The sequence below is a fragment of the Shewanella sp. SM71 genome, from assembly GCF_025653905.1.
In the GTDB taxonomy this organism is placed as follows: Bacteria; Pseudomonadota; Gammaproteobacteria; order Enterobacterales; family Shewanellaceae; genus Shewanella; species Shewanella oncorhynchi.
Genome location: NZ_JAKKRW010000003.1, coordinates 235,890 through 252,944 on the forward strand (window position 1 = coordinate 235,890; position 17,055 = coordinate 252,944).

The 17,055-nt window shown below is 44.8% G+C and carries 15 protein-coding genes and 1 tRNA gene; 8 read left to right on the forward strand and 8 right to left on the reverse strand.

The window, feature by feature from the left end; genetic code table 11:
* The first annotated feature begins 483 nt into the window (after window positions 1-483).
* The 3 genes from L5L97_RS04790 to cydX are packed head-to-tail and all read left to right on the forward strand — an operon-like array spanning window position 484 to window position 3,331.
* Entirely contained in the window at window positions 484-2,040 is a 1,557-nt protein-coding gene (locus tag L5L97_RS04790; protein ID WP_028761244.1) for a cytochrome ubiquinol oxidase subunit I, read from the forward strand.
* A gap of 15 nt (window positions 2,041-2,055) precedes the next feature.
* Window positions 2,056-3,195 carry a cytochrome d ubiquinol oxidase subunit II gene (gene cydB, locus L5L97_RS04795; RefSeq protein WP_028761243.1) on the forward strand — a complete coding sequence of 380 codons (1,140 nt, stop codon included), beginning with the start codon at window positions 2,056-2,058 and terminating at the stop codon, window positions 3,193-3,195.
* Between the two features lie 19 nt (window positions 3,196-3,214).
* The gene (cydX, locus tag L5L97_RS04800) at window positions 3,215-3,331 is read left to right on the forward strand and encodes a cytochrome bd-I oxidase subunit CydX (RefSeq protein ID WP_011788717.1); all 117 of its coding nucleotides are present in this window, start codon (window positions 3,215-3,217) and stop codon (window positions 3,329-3,331) included.
* 391 nt (window positions 3,332-3,722) lie between these two features.
* Here cydX and L5L97_RS04805 read toward each other — a convergent pair whose 3' ends face one another.
* Complete coding sequence (locus L5L97_RS04805; RefSeq protein WP_263181299.1) at window positions 3,723-5,726, reverse strand: methyl-accepting chemotaxis protein; 2,004 nt, start codon at window positions 5,724-5,726, stop codon at window positions 3,723-3,725.
* A 260-nt stretch (window positions 5,727-5,986) separates the two neighbouring features.
* Here L5L97_RS04805 and L5L97_RS04810 point away from each other — a divergent pair, with 260 nt between their 5' ends.
* The gene (locus L5L97_RS04810) at window positions 5,987-6,232 is read left to right on the forward strand and encodes a YdcH family protein (protein ID WP_113939445.1); all 246 of its coding nucleotides are present in this window, start codon (window positions 5,987-5,989) and stop codon (window positions 6,230-6,232) included.
* Here the strand turns inward: L5L97_RS04810 and L5L97_RS04815 are convergent.
* Both L5L97_RS04815 and L5L97_RS04820 read right to left on the reverse strand, forming a co-directional pair.
* Window positions 6,217-9,297, reverse strand: coding sequence for an efflux RND transporter permease subunit (locus L5L97_RS04815; RefSeq protein ID WP_263181300.1), 3,081 nt, complete (start codon window positions 9,295-9,297; stop codon window positions 6,217-6,219). The two genes, L5L97_RS04810 and L5L97_RS04815, sit on opposite strands and share 16 nt — an antisense overlap.
* A gap of 2 nt (window positions 9,298-9,299) precedes the next feature.
* Window positions 9,300-10,406 carry an efflux RND transporter periplasmic adaptor subunit gene (locus L5L97_RS04820; protein ID WP_263181301.1) on the reverse strand — a complete coding sequence of 369 codons (1,107 nt, stop codon included), beginning with the start codon at window positions 10,404-10,406 and terminating at the stop codon, window positions 9,300-9,302.
* 139 nt (window positions 10,407-10,545) lie between these two features.
* On the opposite strand from L5L97_RS04820, the gene L5L97_RS04825 reads away from it, so the two are divergent.
* Both L5L97_RS04825 and L5L97_RS04830 read left to right on the forward strand, forming a co-directional pair.
* On the forward strand, window positions 10,546-11,175 hold the full coding sequence (locus L5L97_RS04825; protein WP_131523683.1) for a TetR/AcrR family transcriptional regulator: 630 nt from the start codon (window positions 10,546-10,548) through the stop codon (window positions 11,173-11,175).
* 120 nt (window positions 11,176-11,295) lie between these two features.
* The gene (locus L5L97_RS04830; RefSeq protein WP_263181302.1) at window positions 11,296-12,240 is read left to right on the forward strand and encodes an autotransporter outer membrane beta-barrel domain-containing protein; all 945 of its coding nucleotides are present in this window, start codon (window positions 11,296-11,298) and stop codon (window positions 12,238-12,240) included.
* Window positions 12,241-12,252: 12 nt separating this feature from the next.
* Here L5L97_RS04830 and L5L97_RS04835 read toward each other — a convergent pair whose 3' ends face one another.
* The 4 genes from L5L97_RS04835 to L5L97_RS04850 form a co-directional block, all read right to left on the reverse strand.
* Entirely contained in the window at window positions 12,253-12,813 is a 561-nt protein-coding gene (locus tag L5L97_RS04835; protein WP_105251908.1) for a chalcone isomerase family protein, read from the reverse strand.
* A gap of 299 nt (window positions 12,814-13,112) precedes the next feature.
* Complete coding sequence (locus tag L5L97_RS04840) at window positions 13,113-13,592, reverse strand: DUF2947 domain-containing protein (RefSeq protein WP_113939450.1); 480 nt, start codon at window positions 13,590-13,592, stop codon at window positions 13,113-13,115.
* A gap of 251 nt (window positions 13,593-13,843) precedes the next feature.
* A tRNA-Arg gene (locus L5L97_RS04845) sits at window positions 13,844-13,919 on the reverse strand.
* 55 nt (window positions 13,920-13,974) lie between these two features.
* Window positions 13,975-15,141 (reverse strand): flagellar assembly protein FlgT, encoded by a 1,167-nt coding sequence (locus L5L97_RS04850; protein WP_113939452.1) that lies wholly within the window; start codon window positions 15,139-15,141, stop codon window positions 13,975-13,977.
* Between the two features lie 280 nt (window positions 15,142-15,421).
* Here L5L97_RS04850 and L5L97_RS04855 point away from each other — a divergent pair, with 280 nt between their 5' ends.
* Together L5L97_RS04855 and L5L97_RS04860 are read left to right on the forward strand one after the other, a co-directional pair.
* Window positions 15,422-16,054: a FlgO family outer membrane protein gene (locus L5L97_RS04855; protein WP_131523174.1), complete on the forward strand. Its 633-nt coding sequence runs from the start codon at window positions 15,422-15,424 to the stop codon at window positions 16,052-16,054.
* Window positions 16,051-16,500, forward strand: coding sequence for an LPP20 family lipoprotein (locus tag L5L97_RS04860; protein WP_028761215.1), 450 nt, complete (start codon window positions 16,051-16,053; stop codon window positions 16,498-16,500). The genes L5L97_RS04855 and L5L97_RS04860 overlap by 4 nt, the downstream gene beginning before the upstream one ends.
* Window positions 16,501-16,627: 127 nt before the next feature.
* On the opposite strand, the gene L5L97_RS04865 is transcribed toward L5L97_RS04860, so the two are convergent.
* A complete protein-coding gene (locus L5L97_RS04865) occupies window positions 16,628-17,053 on the reverse strand; it encodes a flagella synthesis protein FlgN (RefSeq protein ID WP_131523073.1) in 426 nt (141 codons plus the stop codon).
* Between the last annotated feature and the right edge of the window lie 2 nt (window positions 17,054-17,055).

A 17,055-nucleotide genomic window follows, 5' to 3' on the forward strand; every position in this document is an offset into this window, starting at 1 on the left:
TTTTTGCTGCCTAGTTAGTGAAAGCATGACTTTATATCAATTAATGGTTGCTCACTACTCTTGTTTTTATCGATTGTCAATCCTCTCTGGTGGGGAAGTGTGTGCCTCACCGCAAAACCCACCTAAACCCCTGAGTTTGATTGATTTGCATCAAAGCGAGGTGGTATAAAATAGCCACAAATGAAAATGAATAAATATCTTAACTATCTGATATTTATATCGATGAAATCATTTGATTGAGTGAGTGGTAGGGTGTCGGTCTCAGTTACTTGCGATAGTGTGACTCGCGTCTCAATATGCAACAGATATTGGTACTTTTTAGCCCTTGCTGCTTCGAACTAATGCAAAAGATTAAATTTAACGGTTTATACTGTTGTCGCAGATATAAACACAAAATGAAAACTCACTATCCTACAAAGGCACTTGCTGTGATTGACGCGGGTTTTGTCATAGCAATTGGACGCACCAAGTAAGGAGTCACCGATGATTGTTGAAGAGGTTGTTGAGCTATCGCGGTTGCAGTTTGCGCTGACAGCCATGTATCACTTCCTATTTGTTCCCTTGACTTTGGGGTTGGCATTTTTGCTGGCTATCATGGAATCACTGTATGTGATGACAGATAAACAAATTTATAAAGATATGACTAAGTTCTGGGGTAAGTTATTTGGTATTAACTTTGCCTTGGGGGTTACCACAGGTTTGGCAATGGAATTCCAGTTTGGTACTAACTGGTCTTACTATTCGCATTACGTAGGGGACATCTTTGGTGCGCCTCTGGCTATTGAAGGTTTAATGGCCTTCTTCCTTGAATCTACCTTCGTGGGTATGTTCTTCTTCGGTTGGGATCGTTTCACTAAGCGTCAGCATTTAGTCGTGACTTGGTTAGTGGCCTTTGGTTCTAACATGTCGGCATTGTGGATCTTAGTGGCAAACGGTTGGATGCAAAACCCTGTGGGTTCAGTGTTCAACTACGAAACCATGCGTATGGAAATGACCAGCTTCGCTGAGGTTGTGTTTAACCCTGTCGCGCAGGTTAAGTTTGTTCACACCGTCGCTTCGGGTTATGTGGCGGGTGCCATGTTTGTACTGGCGATCAGTGCTTATTACATCCTCAAGAAACGTGACTTACCTTTTGCTCGTCGCTCATTCGCGATTGCGGCAAGCTTTGGTATGGCGGCGATTCTGTCGGTTATCGTGTTAGGTGACGAATCTGGCTATAAAGTGGGTGAAGCACAGCGCGTTAAGTTAGCAGCGATTGAAGCTGAGTGGCATACAGAGCCTGCTCCAGCGGCCTTTACTGCTGTCGGTTTTCCGAATCAAGAAACCATGAAAACAGATTTTGCAGTCAAAATTCCTTATGCGATGGGTATAGTGGCAACACGCTCGTTGGATGAAGAAGTGACTGGTATTCATGACTTGATTGCTGAGCATGAAGTGCGTATCCGTAACGGTATGAAAGCCTATGCCATGCTAGTGAAACTGCGTGCGGGTGAAGAAACTCCTGAACTACGTGCTGCTTTTGAAGAAGCGAAAGTCGACTTAGGCTACGGTTTCTTACTGAAACGCTACACAGACAAAGTGGTCGATGCGACTGAAGAGCAAATTAAAGCAGCAGCTAAAGATTCTATCCCGAACGTAGCACCGATTTTCTGGAGCTTCCGTGTGATGGTAGGTCTAGGCTTTATCATGTTGTTCGTATTTGCTGCGGCATTCTGGCAAAGCACACGTCATCAAATCGCCGAGAAAAAATGGGTACTTAAAGCTGCACTTTATAGCTTGCCATTGCCTTGGATCGCGATTGAGTGTGGTTGGTTTGTGGCTGAGTATGGTCGTCAACCTTGGACGATTTCTGAGGTACTACCGACCTTTATGTCTGCGTCAAGCTTAACGACTGGCGACTTATGGTTCAGTATCCTTTCTATCACCTTGTTCTACACTGTACTGCTGGTGATTGAGATGTTCTTGATGTTTAAGTTTGCCCGCATTGGTCCGAGCAGTTTGAAAACTGGTCGTTATCATTTCGAGAACCTAGAAGCCTAAGCAGAGGATTTCATTATGTTTGATTATGAAATATTAAGAGTTATCTGGTGGGCTCTGATCGGCGTACTGTTCATCGGATTTGCGGTTACTGATGGTTTTGACATGGGTGTCGGTGCGTTACTGCCAATTATAGGCAAAGACGATACTGAGCGCCGTATCATGGTTAACACTATTGCTCCCCATTGGGACGGCAACCAAGTGTGGTTAATCACAGCAGGCGGTGCGTTATTTGCCGCTTGGCCTATGGTGTATGCAGTGTCTTTCTCTGGCTTCTATGTCGCCATGATGTTAGTGCTGTTTGCCCTCTACATGCGTCCAGTCGGATTCGATTATCGTTCTAAAATCGAAAATCCAAAATGGCGTAAGTCGTGGGACTGGGCCTTGTTTGCTGGTGGTTTTGTACCACCGCTGATCATAGGCGTGGCCTTTGGTAACTTGTTACAAGGTGTACCTTTTGAATTCGACGAGTTCCTACGTGCGACTTATCACGGTGGTCTGTTCGGCCTGTTGAATCCTTTCGGTTTGCTGGCAGGTCTTGTGAGCGTGAGCATGTTTATGATGCAAGGCGCTTCTTGGCTACAAATGAAGACTGACAGTGAGCTGCGTGTTCGTGCTGCGAAAGCCACGCAATTCTTCGCATTGTTAGTGGCTGTGTTGTTTGCTGCTGCGGGTGTGTGGTTAGCCAATGGTATTGATGGTTATGTAGTGACTTCAGTACTGGACCATAATGCAGTTTCTAACCCAGCCATGAAAACCGTCGCAATTGAAGCGGGTGCTTGGCTTGCCAACTATGACAAATACCCCATCACTATGCTGTTCCCTATCTTAGGTGTGGCATTGCCTCTGCTAGTGATTTTGGTTAGCCGCTTTAACCGTTCAGGTTTTGCGTTCCTATTCAGCTCACTCACAGTGGCTATGGTGATTTTGACTTGTGGTGCAGCAATGTTCCCATTCGTCATGCCATCATCACTTAACCCTAACGTCAGTTTGACTATGTGGGATGCAACAGCCAGTAAAATGACCTTAGGTGTTATGACTGCTGCTGCAGCGATTTTCGTACCTATAGTGTTGAGCTACACTGTCTGGACTTACTACAAGATGTTTGGCCGTATCGGCCGTAAGCATATTGAAGATAACAAAGCCTCACTCTATTAGGCATTAAGGAGCATCTGCTATGTGGTATTTTACGTGGATATTAGGGGTTTTGTTGGCCTGTTCTTTTGGGATTATCAATGCCCTGTGGCTTGAGAATACAGAGAACATGGACAGATCGGCAGAAGATGCCGAGTAACGTCTAAACTCGATTTAAAAACCTCGCATCAGCGGGGTTTTTTATTGGGATTTTTTGATGGGCTGAGGTTATTTTAATTAGAGGCAGAGCTAGGCTATCGTATTAGGCCAAGCAGTTAACTTCGCTGCAGAGTGGTGATGTAACTGCAGCGAATAGGCCTGATATCATCGCTTTTTGATTGTGTTCTCTGCAGATGCTTGCTCTGCATGGTTTAAGATATTTTCTCCATTACTCCTTTAACGTCAGGATCCTAAATCAAAGTCCCAAATCCCATTTCTTAAATGTGGCTCCTATCGTTTTGATGTACTGCTGTTATAAAAAATACCGCCCTGTTAGGGCGGCATTTAACGTTTGATAAAGCACTAACTCTGTATCTAAGTCCGTATTTGAGTTAGGCCTTAAACTGACTTATTTGGCGTTTTAAGGCGGCGGCTAAGGAAGACAGTTCATTGGCAGAATGCACTGTTTCAGTGGCACGGTGCTCGCCTTCGTTAGCGAGTTCGCTGATCTGATGTAAATTGTGGGTTATCTCTTGTGCAACACTGCTTTGCTGCTCAGTAGCCGAGGCAATATTGCGTGAGCTAATCGCGAGTTCGCCAATCCTACGGGTGATTTCCTTCAGTTGTTCACCCGTTGCTTCACCCTGTGCTGCAGATTCCATTCCTAATTGATGACTTTGGCTCATTTGTTCTGTGGTGCTTTTCACTTGAGTTTGCAGCTTTTCAATCGTTTGGCCAATTTCTACAATGGATGACTGGGTCCGCTGGGCGAGAGTTCTCACCTCATCGGCAACGACGGCAAAGCCTCGACCTTGATCGCCTGCGCGCGCCGCTTCAATCGCTGCATTTAATGCGAGTAAATTAGTTTGTTCGGCAATGCTGTTAATGACTTCGGTCACCTTGCTGATCGCTTCACTTTCATGGCTGACTTTTTCAACCGATTGATGACTGTTGCTGAGTTGCTGACTGAGTTTGAGTAAATCCTGCACCACTTTCGTCTGTTGGTTTTGACCTTCTTTGGCTGCGGCATCCACTTGCTGGCTTTGAACTGCGCCATCTTGGGCATGATTAGCCACATCACGGATCGAGGTCGACATTTCTTCGATGGCAGTTGCGATTTGATCCGTTTGTAGCATTAGGGCTTGAGCTTCTTCACCATTTTGCTTCGCGATACTTTGTGCCTTGGAGGCCTGTTGCTCTAGACTTATGACTGAATCCTGCAATGCAATAATCAATTGCCTGAGCTCTGAGGACATAGTTGATACGCTGGTCGTAATTCGATCCACTTCGTTTTGACTCTGTGGTTCTGATGGCGCTAAGTGATGGCTAAAATCGCCACTGCCTAAATTTTCCATATGCACTTGGAGGGCATGCAAAGGTTTGAGTGCGCGAATTAAGACAACTGATAATAGCGCTGTGATCAGCGCGATCCCTGTGATAGCAACGATGGCGTTGATGGTGAGCAATTGCATACTTTCTTCATTAAGCTCACTTGCTTTGACTTGACCCACTAGCACCCAATTCCAGCCTGTTACGGTTTGGCTATAGGCAAACATGGGCTCATTTTTACTATTGCTGTAATGGGATTCCGCATCATTTTGGGTGGCATACGCAACACTTAAGCCATCAAGCATACTTTCGGTGATGATGTCACCTGCGTTGAACTTAGGATGGGCGACTAACACATTGTCTGCTTTGCGTACTAATAGAAAATGGCCACTTTCTTCTAAGGTGATTCTGTTAACTGCTTCTTGTAATTGTTTTAAGGAACTGGTGATGTCGAAGCCAATATATAAGATACCAATAACTTTGCCCTGTGTGTCTTTCACTGGACGATAGACTGTCATGTAGTCTTTGCCGAAAAGTTTGGCATAACCTTCGTATTCATTACCGCTGATCAGCACTTGATAGCCTGGATGTGTTTTGCCAAGGGAAGTACCTAGTGCACGGCTGCCATCGGCTTTTTTGAGCGAAGTCGAAACTCGCATAAAGTCATCGCCATCACGCACGAATACCGTAGCGGTACCGCCAGTTAGATTAGCAAAACGATCGACTTTACTTTTTGATGAGTTCACTTGTTCTTGTTCATGCATTAGGGCTGGAGAGCCAACTCCCATCACATTGACAGTTTTATTTTGCAGACTAAATTGTCCAGGATACATTTCCTTAAAAACATCGGCGTTGCGTCTCGCAAGTTGCAGAAGACTATCGTACTGCAGCTCTAACATGTCTGAAACTGCACGCATTTCAGATTTCATGGCACTGATACCTTTATCTTCTAATACATTTGAAGCGGCTTTATAGGAGACGGTACTCAATACGCCAAAGATGAGAAGAGTAAGAATAAACGCGAGGGCGCCAATTTGTTTTGCAATAGGCCAATTTTTATAATTCATCGTAAGATCCTATAGGTAACGGTTACATCAATGTAGCCTAAGTTTTACTTTGTAGTCTTGATGTGGGTCTAAAACTTCTGCAATTTTAAACTCATTTCATTGATATTTTTGCAGTTTTATACTTGGACTCATCGACTTATTTTGCAGAAATGTTAGTAGATAACATGTCCAAGTACTGGCTGTATTTTGAGGGTATAGACTAAGCTGCTTAAGGTAAATGGAGTTTATAGTGTTAGAACCACATTATAGGAGAAGTGTATATGCTAGGTGAGAATCATGCGTTGGTTTATGAGTTTCCTGATTTCGTCGATCAAATTAAGCATTTAAAAGTCAATAATACCGTCTTCGCGACCATGGCTAGTCGTTACCATGAACTCGATAATAAAATTAGGGCGCTGGAGTTAACAAAAGTGCCCACCGCCGATGAGCACTTTTTAGCGTTAAAATTAGAGCGATTAAACCTTAAAGATAAACTGTACCAATATCTAGTTCATGATGCGATTTGAGCTTGAATCGCGGATGGGGTGTTCGCCGTACGGGTTTTCATCAGCAGCAAATACATAGTTGGAACCCATACCAGAGAAAGTAAAGTCGTCAGCAGGGTGCCACCCGCGATAGCAATGGCAAAGGGAGGCCAAAACCCGCCGCCAGCAATGATGAGCGGAATAAAACCGCCCACGGTGGTAATGGTCGTTGAGCTGATATGACGACCACAGCTGTTGACGGTAGAGACTATGGTTTCCATATCGCCGAGCCGAGCGCTCGGCATATCTTCTAGTTCGGCCAAGATCACAATCGCAGCGTTAATGGCAAGTCCCATTAATCCAAGTAGCCCTATGATGACCGGGAATCCAAAGGGATAACCAAATACAAACACGGCTAATAGGCCAAGTCCTGCTGATTGTATCGCGCTCAATAGAATAATCGCTGTGAGCCGAAAGGAGTTAAACGACAGCACTACAGTGGCTAATAACAAGGTGACGACCAATATCATATTGGACAGTAAATTACCGACTGCTTCGTTACGCTTAGCGCTTTCCCCACCGATTTCAATGCGATAACCCGATGGCAACGGTAATTGAGCCACTTTATCTTTAACATCATTAAGTACTTGAGCAGGTAATACCCCACTGACAATGTAGGCTTCTATGGTATTAACCCTTTGGCCATTACGCCTTGGAATGGCGCCGCGGCTCACTTGTACTTCATTGTGGGCGAGGGCGGATAATGCAACAGACTCACCCGAAGGTGTCATTAATTGAATTTCAGAAAGGCGGCTCACCTGCTCGCGACTGTCATCAGTAAGGCGAACTCGTACGGGTAACGATTCTGTTTGCTCAAGCACGCTGCCACCGATAACGCCTGTGGTTGACATTTGGATCTGTTTGGCAATGTCCGTCAGGCTTAACCCACTCATTAGACTGGCATCTTCATTTACCTGTAGCCACAGCTTAGGCGCACCGGCACTTAAGGTTGCACGTGTGTGAAGTACGTCCGGCGTTTGCGCGAGAATATTACGAACGTCGTCGCCCAATGATCGCAAAGTATCTAGATTCGGGCCGAAGATCATTAACTCCACTGGCGCATTAAAGGGCGGGCCTTGCTCGAGTTTTCGTACTAGTACTTGCGCTTCGGGAAAAGCGCTATCAAATTGCTGTTGTAATTCGGGGATTAACTCATTAGCACGCTCAAAGTCAGTCACTTTTACCATGGCCTGTGCATAGTTAGTCGCCCCTTGTTGGCGCTGCGTCAGGTTGTAATAAAATGAGGGCGTATTACCGCCCACCACCCAATCGACTTGAGTGATCCCTGTGACTGCGTGGAGTTTTTTATCCATCAACTGCACTTGGTTCAAGGTGTTTTCTAAACTCACATGGGGCGCAAGATAGATTTCAATTTGGAACATGTCCCTGTCCGATGGCGGAAAGAATTGCTCCGTCATCTTACCCGAGGCGAAAAACCCTAATACTGGTGTAATGCCGATAAGCAGCGCGCTGACGATAGGGCGTTTAAGGGCAATTCTCAGGCTCGCTTGAAAATATTGGCTCACTAGCGGGAGGTTGATCCCGTGTTGATACCAGACATCCTGTTTACCTTCATGACTAAAACGTCCCGCGAGCCCTGCAATTAACGTATGGGAAATCACGTAAGAGCCCAGCAGCGCAAACATCACTGACATGGCAATGCCACCGACAAATTCTCCCGCAGCACCGGGCATGAGTACTATGGGCGCAAAAGCCAAAATAGTGGTGATAGTCGATCCCGCTAAGGGCAGCCAAAGATGGTGTAAGGTTTCGCTCACTGCGGCTAAACGGCTCATTCCTTGCTGACGCCTTTGTGATATGGCATCGACAATCACTATCGCATTGTCCACCATGATCCCAAGGGCGACGACGAGTCCTGTCACCGACATTTGATGTATCGGCAGGCCGATATATTTCATGCAGGCCAAGGTAAACAGCGCTGTGAGCGGCAATGAAATCGCCACTATAATGGCGTTTCTTAAGCCTAGGGTGAGGAGTAATACCAGTAAGATGATGACAAATCCTTGCAGCAGGTTAACCACTAGCCCGCCAAGTCGTTCGCTGGTGTAACTGTTTTGCTCGAATAGCCATTGGATCTGGATATTGGCGGGGACTTCGCGATTGAGTTCGTCAACGACGTTATTGACTTGCGCTTGCCAAAGATCAACACGGGTATTATCGATCATTCGTACTGCAACCATTACGCCTTGTTCACCATCGACTAACGCTATGCTATCCGCTGGGGTTTGAGCTTGGCGAGTCACTGTGGCTATGTCGCCGAGGCGAATAATTTGCCCTTGGCTATCAATTTTAAGCGGCACTTGGCGAATACGGGTTAAAGAATCAAGCTCGCCGGAGACTTCAACTAAGGCTCGAAATTCACGGTTGTTGATTTCACCCGCAGCAATTTTACTGTCGGCGCCGCTGAGAATATGGGCGATGGACGCAGGAGAGAGCTGTAACTGGCTCATCTTGTTACCATCAAGCTGCACTAGCATTTCTTCGGTTGGGGCGCCGTAAAGTTTGACAAAATCCGTGCCCGATAACAGCCTGAGCCGACTCTGTAATTCTTTTGCGTAGCGGTTTAGCATGTCGACTTGTACGGGCGTATTACTATTCCACACTAAACTTAAGATGGCGGTGTAGGCATAACCAATTTGATCATCGAGTGTGGGAGATTGTATGCCCTCAGGTAAATTAATTTTCGCATCGGCCAATAAATCCCGCGCTCGAGACCATACAGGAGCCGTTTCTTTAACTGTGTCTTTCAATTCTAACTGTATAACTGAAATCCCTGGTCGAGAGGTCGATTGGATCAACTTAATTTCTTCCAAACGCCTGAGCTGGTTTTCAATGACTTCAGTCACTAAGGCTTCTACCCGTTCGGCTGAGGCGCCAGGATAAGGGGTGATCACTGAGGCGAAACGGTTAGTTATGTGGGGATCTTCAGTACGCGGCAGGCTCGATATCGCACCAAAGCCTGCGACAAGTAATAGTGCAATAACGAGGCTGACTAAGCGGCCGTTTTCAACAAAGGCTTTAATCATAATTACCTCGTGGCTGCAGCAATGGGAGATACAGTTTGGCCTACGACCAGCTTATGCAGCCCTTGGCTGACATAGATTTCATTAGGCTGAATCGCGCCTTGAATGTAGGCCATGTCTTGGGTGGTGTAGAGGATTTCCACATCGCGGCGCTCTATGATGGATTGCTGTTCATCGTTTGCGATGACATAGAGATTCCATAATCCGCGAATACCATCCGTCAGTGCGGAAATGGGTACCCAATAGCCCGGTTGCGGGATTTGCTGTTGTTGATGCAGATACGCAATTTCGCCATTGATTACATGTGCATCTCGGGGCAGGCTTATTCTCAGTTGCAGGGTACGACTGATGGGATTGACTTCTGCGCTGATACCGGCAATTTCAGCAGTAAAGGTTTGATCTTGCACGCTGACTTGCACTTGCTGTTTGGTGTGAAATTGTTCCGCTAGCGCAACAGGAACACCAATATAAGCTTCAGGATTGATGTTACCCACTAAGGTAAAGATAGGACTGCCCGCGGCAATCACTTCGCCAAGATTATGTAGCCTTTGGCTTATGGTACCGTCAAAGGGAGCTATTAAAATGGATTTATCGAGCTTAAGTTGGTTGGCATGCTGCGAGGCGAGTAGACGGTTTTTCGCTGCGGATAAGCTATTTAATTGTGAGCGGTTTTCATCTAATAGCTGTTCAGAGACATAGCCTGATTTTTTTAATTCTTGATTACGTTTTAGAGTGCTGGTGGCCAGATCAACATCGGCTTGGGTTTGTGCCAGACTTGCTTGGATCTCTTGACGCTCGGCTTCGAGTAGCCGGGTATCGAGAACTGCAAGTATTTGTCCTTGCTTAACTTTACTCCCAGAATCGACCTGTAAATTGTTCAACTTCCCCGCTAGTTCAAAGCCTACACCTGTGGTATTACCTGCACGGATGGTGCCAGTGAAGGTCTGAAAGTGTTCATAACTTGGTGTCTGGATCAACGTTTGGCTTGTGACTGTGGGTAGCGTGGCTGTCGTAGCGTGTTCGGTGACTTCCTTTTGACAGGCGGATAATGTGGCTAAAGTAAACACGCAGACGCTAAGAGTGCGCCAAGAAAGTCGGGCAGTTCGATCCATTTTAAAGGCTTCCGCTGTAAGTTAAACGTTAATGCTATGTAACTAGACTTGCTAGTCTAGTTGCACAAAACTAGACTGTCTAGTCTATTTCGTGCTTAACTAATGCCAATTAATTATGTCTATCCATTTGAGAGTTGATATGACGCATTCCTCTGAGACGCAATTACCTTTGAGCCGTAGTGAACAAAAACGTCAGCAAGTCCTTGTGGCTGCTATTGATTTGTTTTGTCGTCAAGGTTTCCCTCATACCAGTATGGATGAGGTTGCCAAGCTTGCGGGCGTGTCGAAACAAACCGTATATTCCCATTACGGCAGCAAAGATGAATTATTTGTTGCGGCAATTGAATCTAAGTGTGTTGGCCATAATCTTAACGATGATTTGTTAAGTGATCCCACTAAACCAGAATCGGCATTAACCCAATTTGCTTTGCAATTTGGGGAGATGATTGTCAGTCCTGAAGCTATTACCGTATTCAAAGCCTGTGTGGCGCAATCCGAAAGTCATCCTGAAGTGTCGCGATTGTTCTTTGACGCGGGCCCTAAACACATAGTGGGCTTATTGGCGGATTATTTAGTCGCTGTAGAGGCGTTAGGGCAATATCGATTTGGTAATGCTCACCATAGTGCAGTGCGTTTATGTTTAATGTTGTTTGGTGAGCTAAAACTCAAATTAGAATTGGGGTTAGCGGCCGATGAGCTTTTTGACGACAGGAATCATTATATATTGGGTTGTGCTGACATGTTTTTGAGGGCGCATCGGGTAGAGTAAAGGCTTGTTTGTTTCAAAGGTATTAGTTTGTATCTTCATTTTGAAAGTGTGAACCTTTTTATTCAATAGCGCGTATTATGCACAAAAATTTATCCATTATTTTAAATGCAAGGAGCTAGCGTGGCTAATCGAGAACTCGCACCATTAAGCGTAAAACAGCGGTTGCTGAAAGGCAGTTTGTTATTGTTACCGTTAATGAGCTGTGCCGCTATTGCAGCGGATAAACCTTCGCAGGAATACAAACCTTTTAGATTAAGTGTCACACAGATCAGCACCCAAAGCGCCGAGGTAGCTAATGGCAATACTGAGCTACAAAGGGACAGCTTATTACTGAATGCTGGGATGAATGTATCGCTGGATAAGCAATGGTCGCTAGGCTTTCGTGTGGGCTATGACCGACTTGATTATGACTGGCGGAACATCACGCTTACTGGCGCAAACAATGTCGCACCGCTGTTTGGCACCGACGGACAGAATTGGGATCATATTAATCGTTATCGTGCCGGAGTGTCGTTAAATTATCGCATGGATAAACATTGGGCCTTCTTTTTAGCGCCGCAGATCCAATATGCCTACGCCGATACTGCATCGGCTAGCCAAGCTCAGAGTTACGGTATTGTGGCATCGGCCATGTATGCATTTGATTCGGGAAACATGATTGGCTTTGGAGTCGCGTATCTTAATGATATCGATGAGGTTCGCACTGTGCCTTATCTTGCCATGCGTTGGCAGATAGATGAACATTGGGCACTGGCTAACCCATTCCAAGCCGGTTTTAGTGGTCCAGCAGGACTAGAGCTCAGTTATCAATTCAATCCTGATTGGAATATTGGTTTGGGGAGTTCACGTCGTACTGAGCGATTCCTTATTGAGGATGATGATATTGCTGTAGAAACGAACGAATGGGTGAGCTATCTGCGTGGTGGTTGGCGGGCAACGCCTGCTTTAACCGTAAACCTCTATGCTGGTTATTACTTTGATGGTGAGTTAGAAGTGACAAATCAAGCCGCGCTTGAAATGGATAACCAAGGCGCAGCGGCCTTGGATATCGAATTCAAATTCTAACGTTAATGTCAGTTATTTGCCCAGCATGGCCTCTTTGAGGCTTTTCTGGGCAGGCTTATCACCTAGCCAAATTTTTAACAGTGCTTGACGGAACATTTCACCTTCGATGGTGGCTTGTTCCTGACCATTTTTATAGGCCGTCACGCCGCGGGCTTTATTGGCGACTAAGGTAAATTGGTCACCTTCTTTAATTTCTTCCTTAAACAGTGCCATAAAGGTATCTATTTGCGGTTGAATATCAGCGGTGTTTTCTGCCGTCGCTTGCTCAAAACCTTCAGTGATCGCATCGCGCATTTTTTCTGAGGTGATCATGCCTGAGGTAATGTTAAGGCGTATCGCTGCAACTGGTGCATCAATAACCGCTGCAGTGCTACTTAATGCTGCTGGCAAATACAAACTGCCTACATATAAATCCATAAAGAACTTACTGCGAACGCCCGCGCCATTGAGCTGTAATGTTTGGCTATCTAATGTCACTGTCTCGGCGACTTGCACTCCTGAGACTTCTTTGGCCATTAATGTGTGGGGTAATAACAGCGCGCTTGCTAGGGTAAGAGTGGAGAGTAACTTCATAATACACCTCATTTTTCTATTTTAATTATTGGGTTTTAAGCAGATTTTTATGAGTATTTACAGCAAAAAGTTGACCCCAACTTCTCAAATACTCGGCACCGAAAACGGATGTTAATCTAAAGAAGAGGGGAGTGATAGGCTAATTGTGCTTACGCATCATTCGAAAATGGCTATTATGGCATACTCATCATTAAATATGAGCATACCAACAAGATGACTCCTCGCGCTAAACTATTGCGTAAAAGTGTTGGCGTAAAGCTATCGATGGGAAATTATCAGCGTTAAGCGCCCTGTATAAATTATCCGCGAGTGCCTAGCTTGTATTGACCACTCTGTTCGAACATCACCGCTTGTTTCTGTTTTGGCGAGATCAAAATGGGACCGTCGTCAAAGAAAAGAAAACACTTCCAATTGCGGACGAACACATCCCAACGAGTTTCAATAATCTGATATTTTTCATAGCAAAAATACACCGGCGTCTCATCGGGCCATTGTATAAACTCAGCTAACATGGTGGGTAAACTGCTATCTTCACTATCCCAAGCGCTCTGCCAATGATCTGTTTCCACCCAAGCATCAGCCTTCGCCGCCCAATCTCCCTTAGTAAATTGCTCCGCACGACTACTCTTGTTGCTGATCCATTGATTCCAGATTTCCATCGCACTTTTATCTGTTAACGGCAGGATATGCGCCTTGTCCTCGTCGGTGACAGGCAAGTCTTTGTGGTTGAAAATCCACTTACGGCGGTATTGATCTAGCGGTATATAAGTGTTGGCCAAGCATGCTCTCCTTGGTTGAGCCTGATAACGTGTCGGGCTCAGCAAATCTCAATGCCGCAGATTATACTGATTTAGTCAAGATTAGGGAAATGGCGCAATGTGGCTATATCCTAGTATTGGATTTTATAGTAACGATTAAGAGAGCTGTTTTTTTTAAGGGATATAGACTGAGGAAGTTTTAAATTGTGTTTCTGAAAATTATTCTTATCAGAAAAATCTTCAAGTGAAGTTGAAATCACACAAGCACTATCTGGTCTCTCCACAGGGACTCGAACCCCGATCGGCCGCTTAGGAGGCGGCTGCTCTATCCTGTTGAGCTATGAAGAGACGACAGTGATTATACTGGTTTTATCTTTGATTAAAAGGCTTATGATTTAGTTGCTTAAATCTTAAGCGCTATGTCGTTTATCTGTACATTGTAGGCGGCATTTTGGTCTACAAGTACTGCGGTGGAGCTTTCTTCGCTTACTTGCTCAATTTTTACCGTTGCACGACTTTTGGTCGCGACGGCGCGCATTTCATTGAGTCTATCGGGTAAGTTTTGTTGTAATACTACTTGGAATTTATCACCGACACGAATGCCATGTTTACGGCCTAGATTTAATATAATCCTGTCTGCTTGTCGGCTAACGACTTGGCCAAGTAATGGCCTGCAATTAAGTGTGCTGTCTAAATCTCGGGTAGCCTGCAATATTAATTGAGTAATACTTTTTCCATAGGAGGAACGCCAGAATCTATTACTGTTGGGAGCAATGATAGCCTGTTCTTCAAATTCCCATGGGGCCGATGTGCTGTAGCTTTTGCTCCAGACCTCTTCGCCACTGATTCCATGATAGAGGCTGAGTTTGAATTGAAATTGCCTTAGCGGAGCTTCATCCCAAAATCCTAAGAAGGTGGGTTGTACAGGCTCTATCGATATATCAATGATCTGCGGTTGAAGAATATATTGGCTGTCGGTAATTTCACTGAGCCAGCTTGGGAGTCGATAACCGCGAATATCCACTAGGTCTTGTTCAATATCGAGTCGCTCGTTAGCATGGATGTGACTAAAGCCAGTTGAAGAGTAATCTTCTATAGTGTTCCCTAACGCCTCTGAAATGACCTCTTCAAAGCCTGAAAGTTGTCCATATCTAAGCTGAGAACGATCTTTTATTTGTGTTTGAGGTATTAAAATAGCGGCCTTTAATTGGCCATTAGGACACTGTTGTGTTGGATCATCATTTAGATCGAGGCGTAGGGATACATATATTTTATTTCCCTGAATTTGTTCACTTACGAGTTGGATGTTTATGGCTTGGGCGTTGCGATTTATCGCAAAGTTATTTTGTGTGAGGTTACCATTAGAGGTTTGTTGCTCACTGGATATTTGAATACCTGTGCTCAATGTCGCATAGCTAACAGCTTGATTAATTGCTTCTTCCCTTGCTTGAGCTGTATTACCATTGATAATAGTTGCTTCTCCGCTGGCTTCTATCCATTCGGCTCTGGTGGGCAAAGAAAGTAGTAAAAGGCTCAAAATGATGAGCGAAGCTGAACCTGGTATGTGCATCAATTCAATCCTTATCGCTAAGCTAATGGCGATATTACCAATCGAGCCAGTTTTCTGACTCTTAATCTAATATGGCAATAAAGCAAATTTCGTGCCTGAGTATGAGAACTTTTGATAAAGTTTCCATTGTTACAGTCGATATACTGCGTAATAGAAGAATATTGTCGGACTGAGGTTAATATTGGTCCGAAGATTGCTGGTTTTTGTTACTCATTAAAAATTTGAAGCTTAGAAAGTGAGTCACTTGACTGCCAATGCACCCATAGATGAGGTAAATCCAATGCTAAAGCGTGTGATTATTCCCTTAACATTGATAATGTTAGGTGGATGTGTAGCTAAACCGGTTACGCCGCCCAAACCGAGTTTAGTGGATGGCAATGGGTTGCCGCCAACGGCAGTGATTAACCATTTAGCACAGCGAATAGTGACTGAGCTCGTTAAGCAAAATGATGCCTTGCGTTCTGATCAACCTATCGTAGTTGCAACACCAGTATTAGTGGACGATTTGAATGGCACTAATGCGTTAGCGCAACAGTTACAGCAAGGATTAATGACATCGCTCCATAGCTTTCAGTTTAATGTGGTGGATTTAAACTTAGCTGATGGCTTGAGAGTCACATCTGACGGGGATTTTATTTTGACGCGAGATTGGCAAAAATTGTCGAAAGATCTTCCTGTTGAGCATCTTGTCGTTTCGACTATGAGCGTAGTAACCAATGGTATGGCGATCAATACTCGGATTGTGAACATTAGTAACAATCGCGTGGTATCGGCATCTCAAACTTTTGTGACTCAAAAAGAGTTGGCAAACTACATGCAGCCTTCGGAGCAAATTGTGTCACAAAATGGCATCTTATATCGTCAGGCGAGTCCGGGTATGAATGAAGTACGTGTTTTAGGAGATGGAAAATGAAACGCTACCTTTTAGTTATTGTGGCGCTAATGCTAACTGGCTGCGCTGCTAAAGATAGATATGTGCAATGGGAAGATGTGCCGCCGCCGAGTTTTCCTAAGTTAACGGCTATAGGATATGCGCCGTTAGCGACTCAACCGGCTAAAGAGCAATCACAAAGAGTGTTGATGGCTATGCAGGCATCAAAAATTGTGGCTTATCGTGAATTAGCGGAACAAGTTTATGGGCAGAAAATAACGGCAAACAGCAGTGTCAGTGATTGGATGTTGACGGACGATAATGTCAAAGCGTCAGTTTCTGGCGTGATCCGCGGCGCACGAGTCGTTAAGAGTTATCCAGCAGGCGAGCATTATGTCACTGAGTTAGAACTTGATTTTTCACAGGTTTGGGCGCTTTATCAACAACAGAACCGTCCACAACGAGTGAAGGAAGTGACGTATTTCTAGCGTTTTTGAGAGTATGTTCAACAGCATGTATTGAGCCGCGTATTTACGCGGCTTTTCTTTTTGTAGAAGACATTAATATCTAATCAGAGCTTAGAAAAGGGAATGCTAAGTGGGAGTGATGCGCTTGTTAGGCCTTTAAATCATTGCCTAAACTTGAGATAGTCGAGGTCTTGCCTTTATCGTTATAGGTGAGGCTGGAGGCGTTTCTGCTGGCTTGTAAAGCTTGAGCAAAGCGATTTAAACTCGCTAAATTCATCTCAATTAAACTGGCATTTTGTTCGTTTAATTCTTTGCATTCAGTCAATGCGTCTTTGATCTCGGCCATTTTATGTACGAGTTCGACTTGCTGAGTGAGTAGCGATTTATCACTGTGTTTTGCCAGAATATCATCATTAGTCTTTAGTTCTTTCAGACATTGCGATTTTTCGTTAGCAAGGGAAAGCAGTAAATCGGCGTTTTGGTCAACCAAAGCGCCTTTTTCCTTGAGTATGATTTGCTTAAGAACAGCCAAATGGGCGTGTTGTAGATCTACCAGTTTAGCTATTTCAGTCATAG

Excerpts from the sequence above, each read along its gene's own strand:
- L5L97_RS04850 (WP_113939452.1), bottom strand. The coding sequence starts at position 15,141 with ATGCACATACCAGGTTCAGCTTCGCTCATCATTTTGAGCCTTTTACTA.
- L5L97_RS04865 (WP_131523073.1), bottom strand. The coding sequence starts at position 17,053 with ATGACTGAAATAGCTAAACTGGTAGATCTACAACACGCCCATTTGGCT.
- L5L97_RS04825 (WP_131523683.1), top strand. The coding sequence starts at position 10,546 with ATGACGCATTCCTCTGAGACGCAATTACCTTTGAGCCGTAGTGAACAA.
- L5L97_RS04810 (WP_113939445.1), top strand. The coding sequence starts at position 5,987 with ATGCTAGGTGAGAATCATGCGTTGGTTTATGAGTTTCCTGATTTCGTC.
- L5L97_RS04790 (WP_028761244.1), top strand. The coding sequence starts at position 484 with ATGATTGTTGAAGAGGTTGTTGAGCTATCGCGGTTGCAGTTTGCGCTG.
- L5L97_RS04860 (WP_028761215.1), top strand. The coding sequence starts at position 16,051 with ATGAAACGCTACCTTTTAGTTATTGTGGCGCTAATGCTAACTGGCTGC.
- L5L97_RS04820 (WP_263181301.1), bottom strand. The coding sequence starts at position 10,406 with ATGGATCGAACTGCCCGACTTTCTTGGCGCACTCTTAGCGTCTGCGTG.
- cydB (WP_028761243.1), top strand. The coding sequence starts at position 2,056 with ATGTTTGATTATGAAATATTAAGAGTTATCTGGTGGGCTCTGATCGGC.
- L5L97_RS04805 (WP_263181299.1), bottom strand. The coding sequence starts at position 5,726 with ATGAATTATAAAAATTGGCCTATTGCAAAACAAATTGGCGCCCTCGCG.
- L5L97_RS04815 (WP_263181300.1), bottom strand. The coding sequence starts at position 9,297 with ATGATTAAAGCCTTTGTTGAAAACGGCCGCTTAGTCAGCCTCGTTATT.
- L5L97_RS04835 (WP_105251908.1), bottom strand. The coding sequence starts at position 12,813 with ATGAAGTTACTCTCCACTCTTACCCTAGCAAGCGCGCTGTTATTACCC.
- cydX (WP_011788717.1), top strand. The coding sequence starts at position 3,215 with ATGTGGTATTTTACGTGGATATTAGGGGTTTTGTTGGCCTGTTCTTTT.
- L5L97_RS04855 (WP_131523174.1), top strand. The coding sequence starts at position 15,422 with ATGCTAAAGCGTGTGATTATTCCCTTAACATTGATAATGTTAGGTGGA.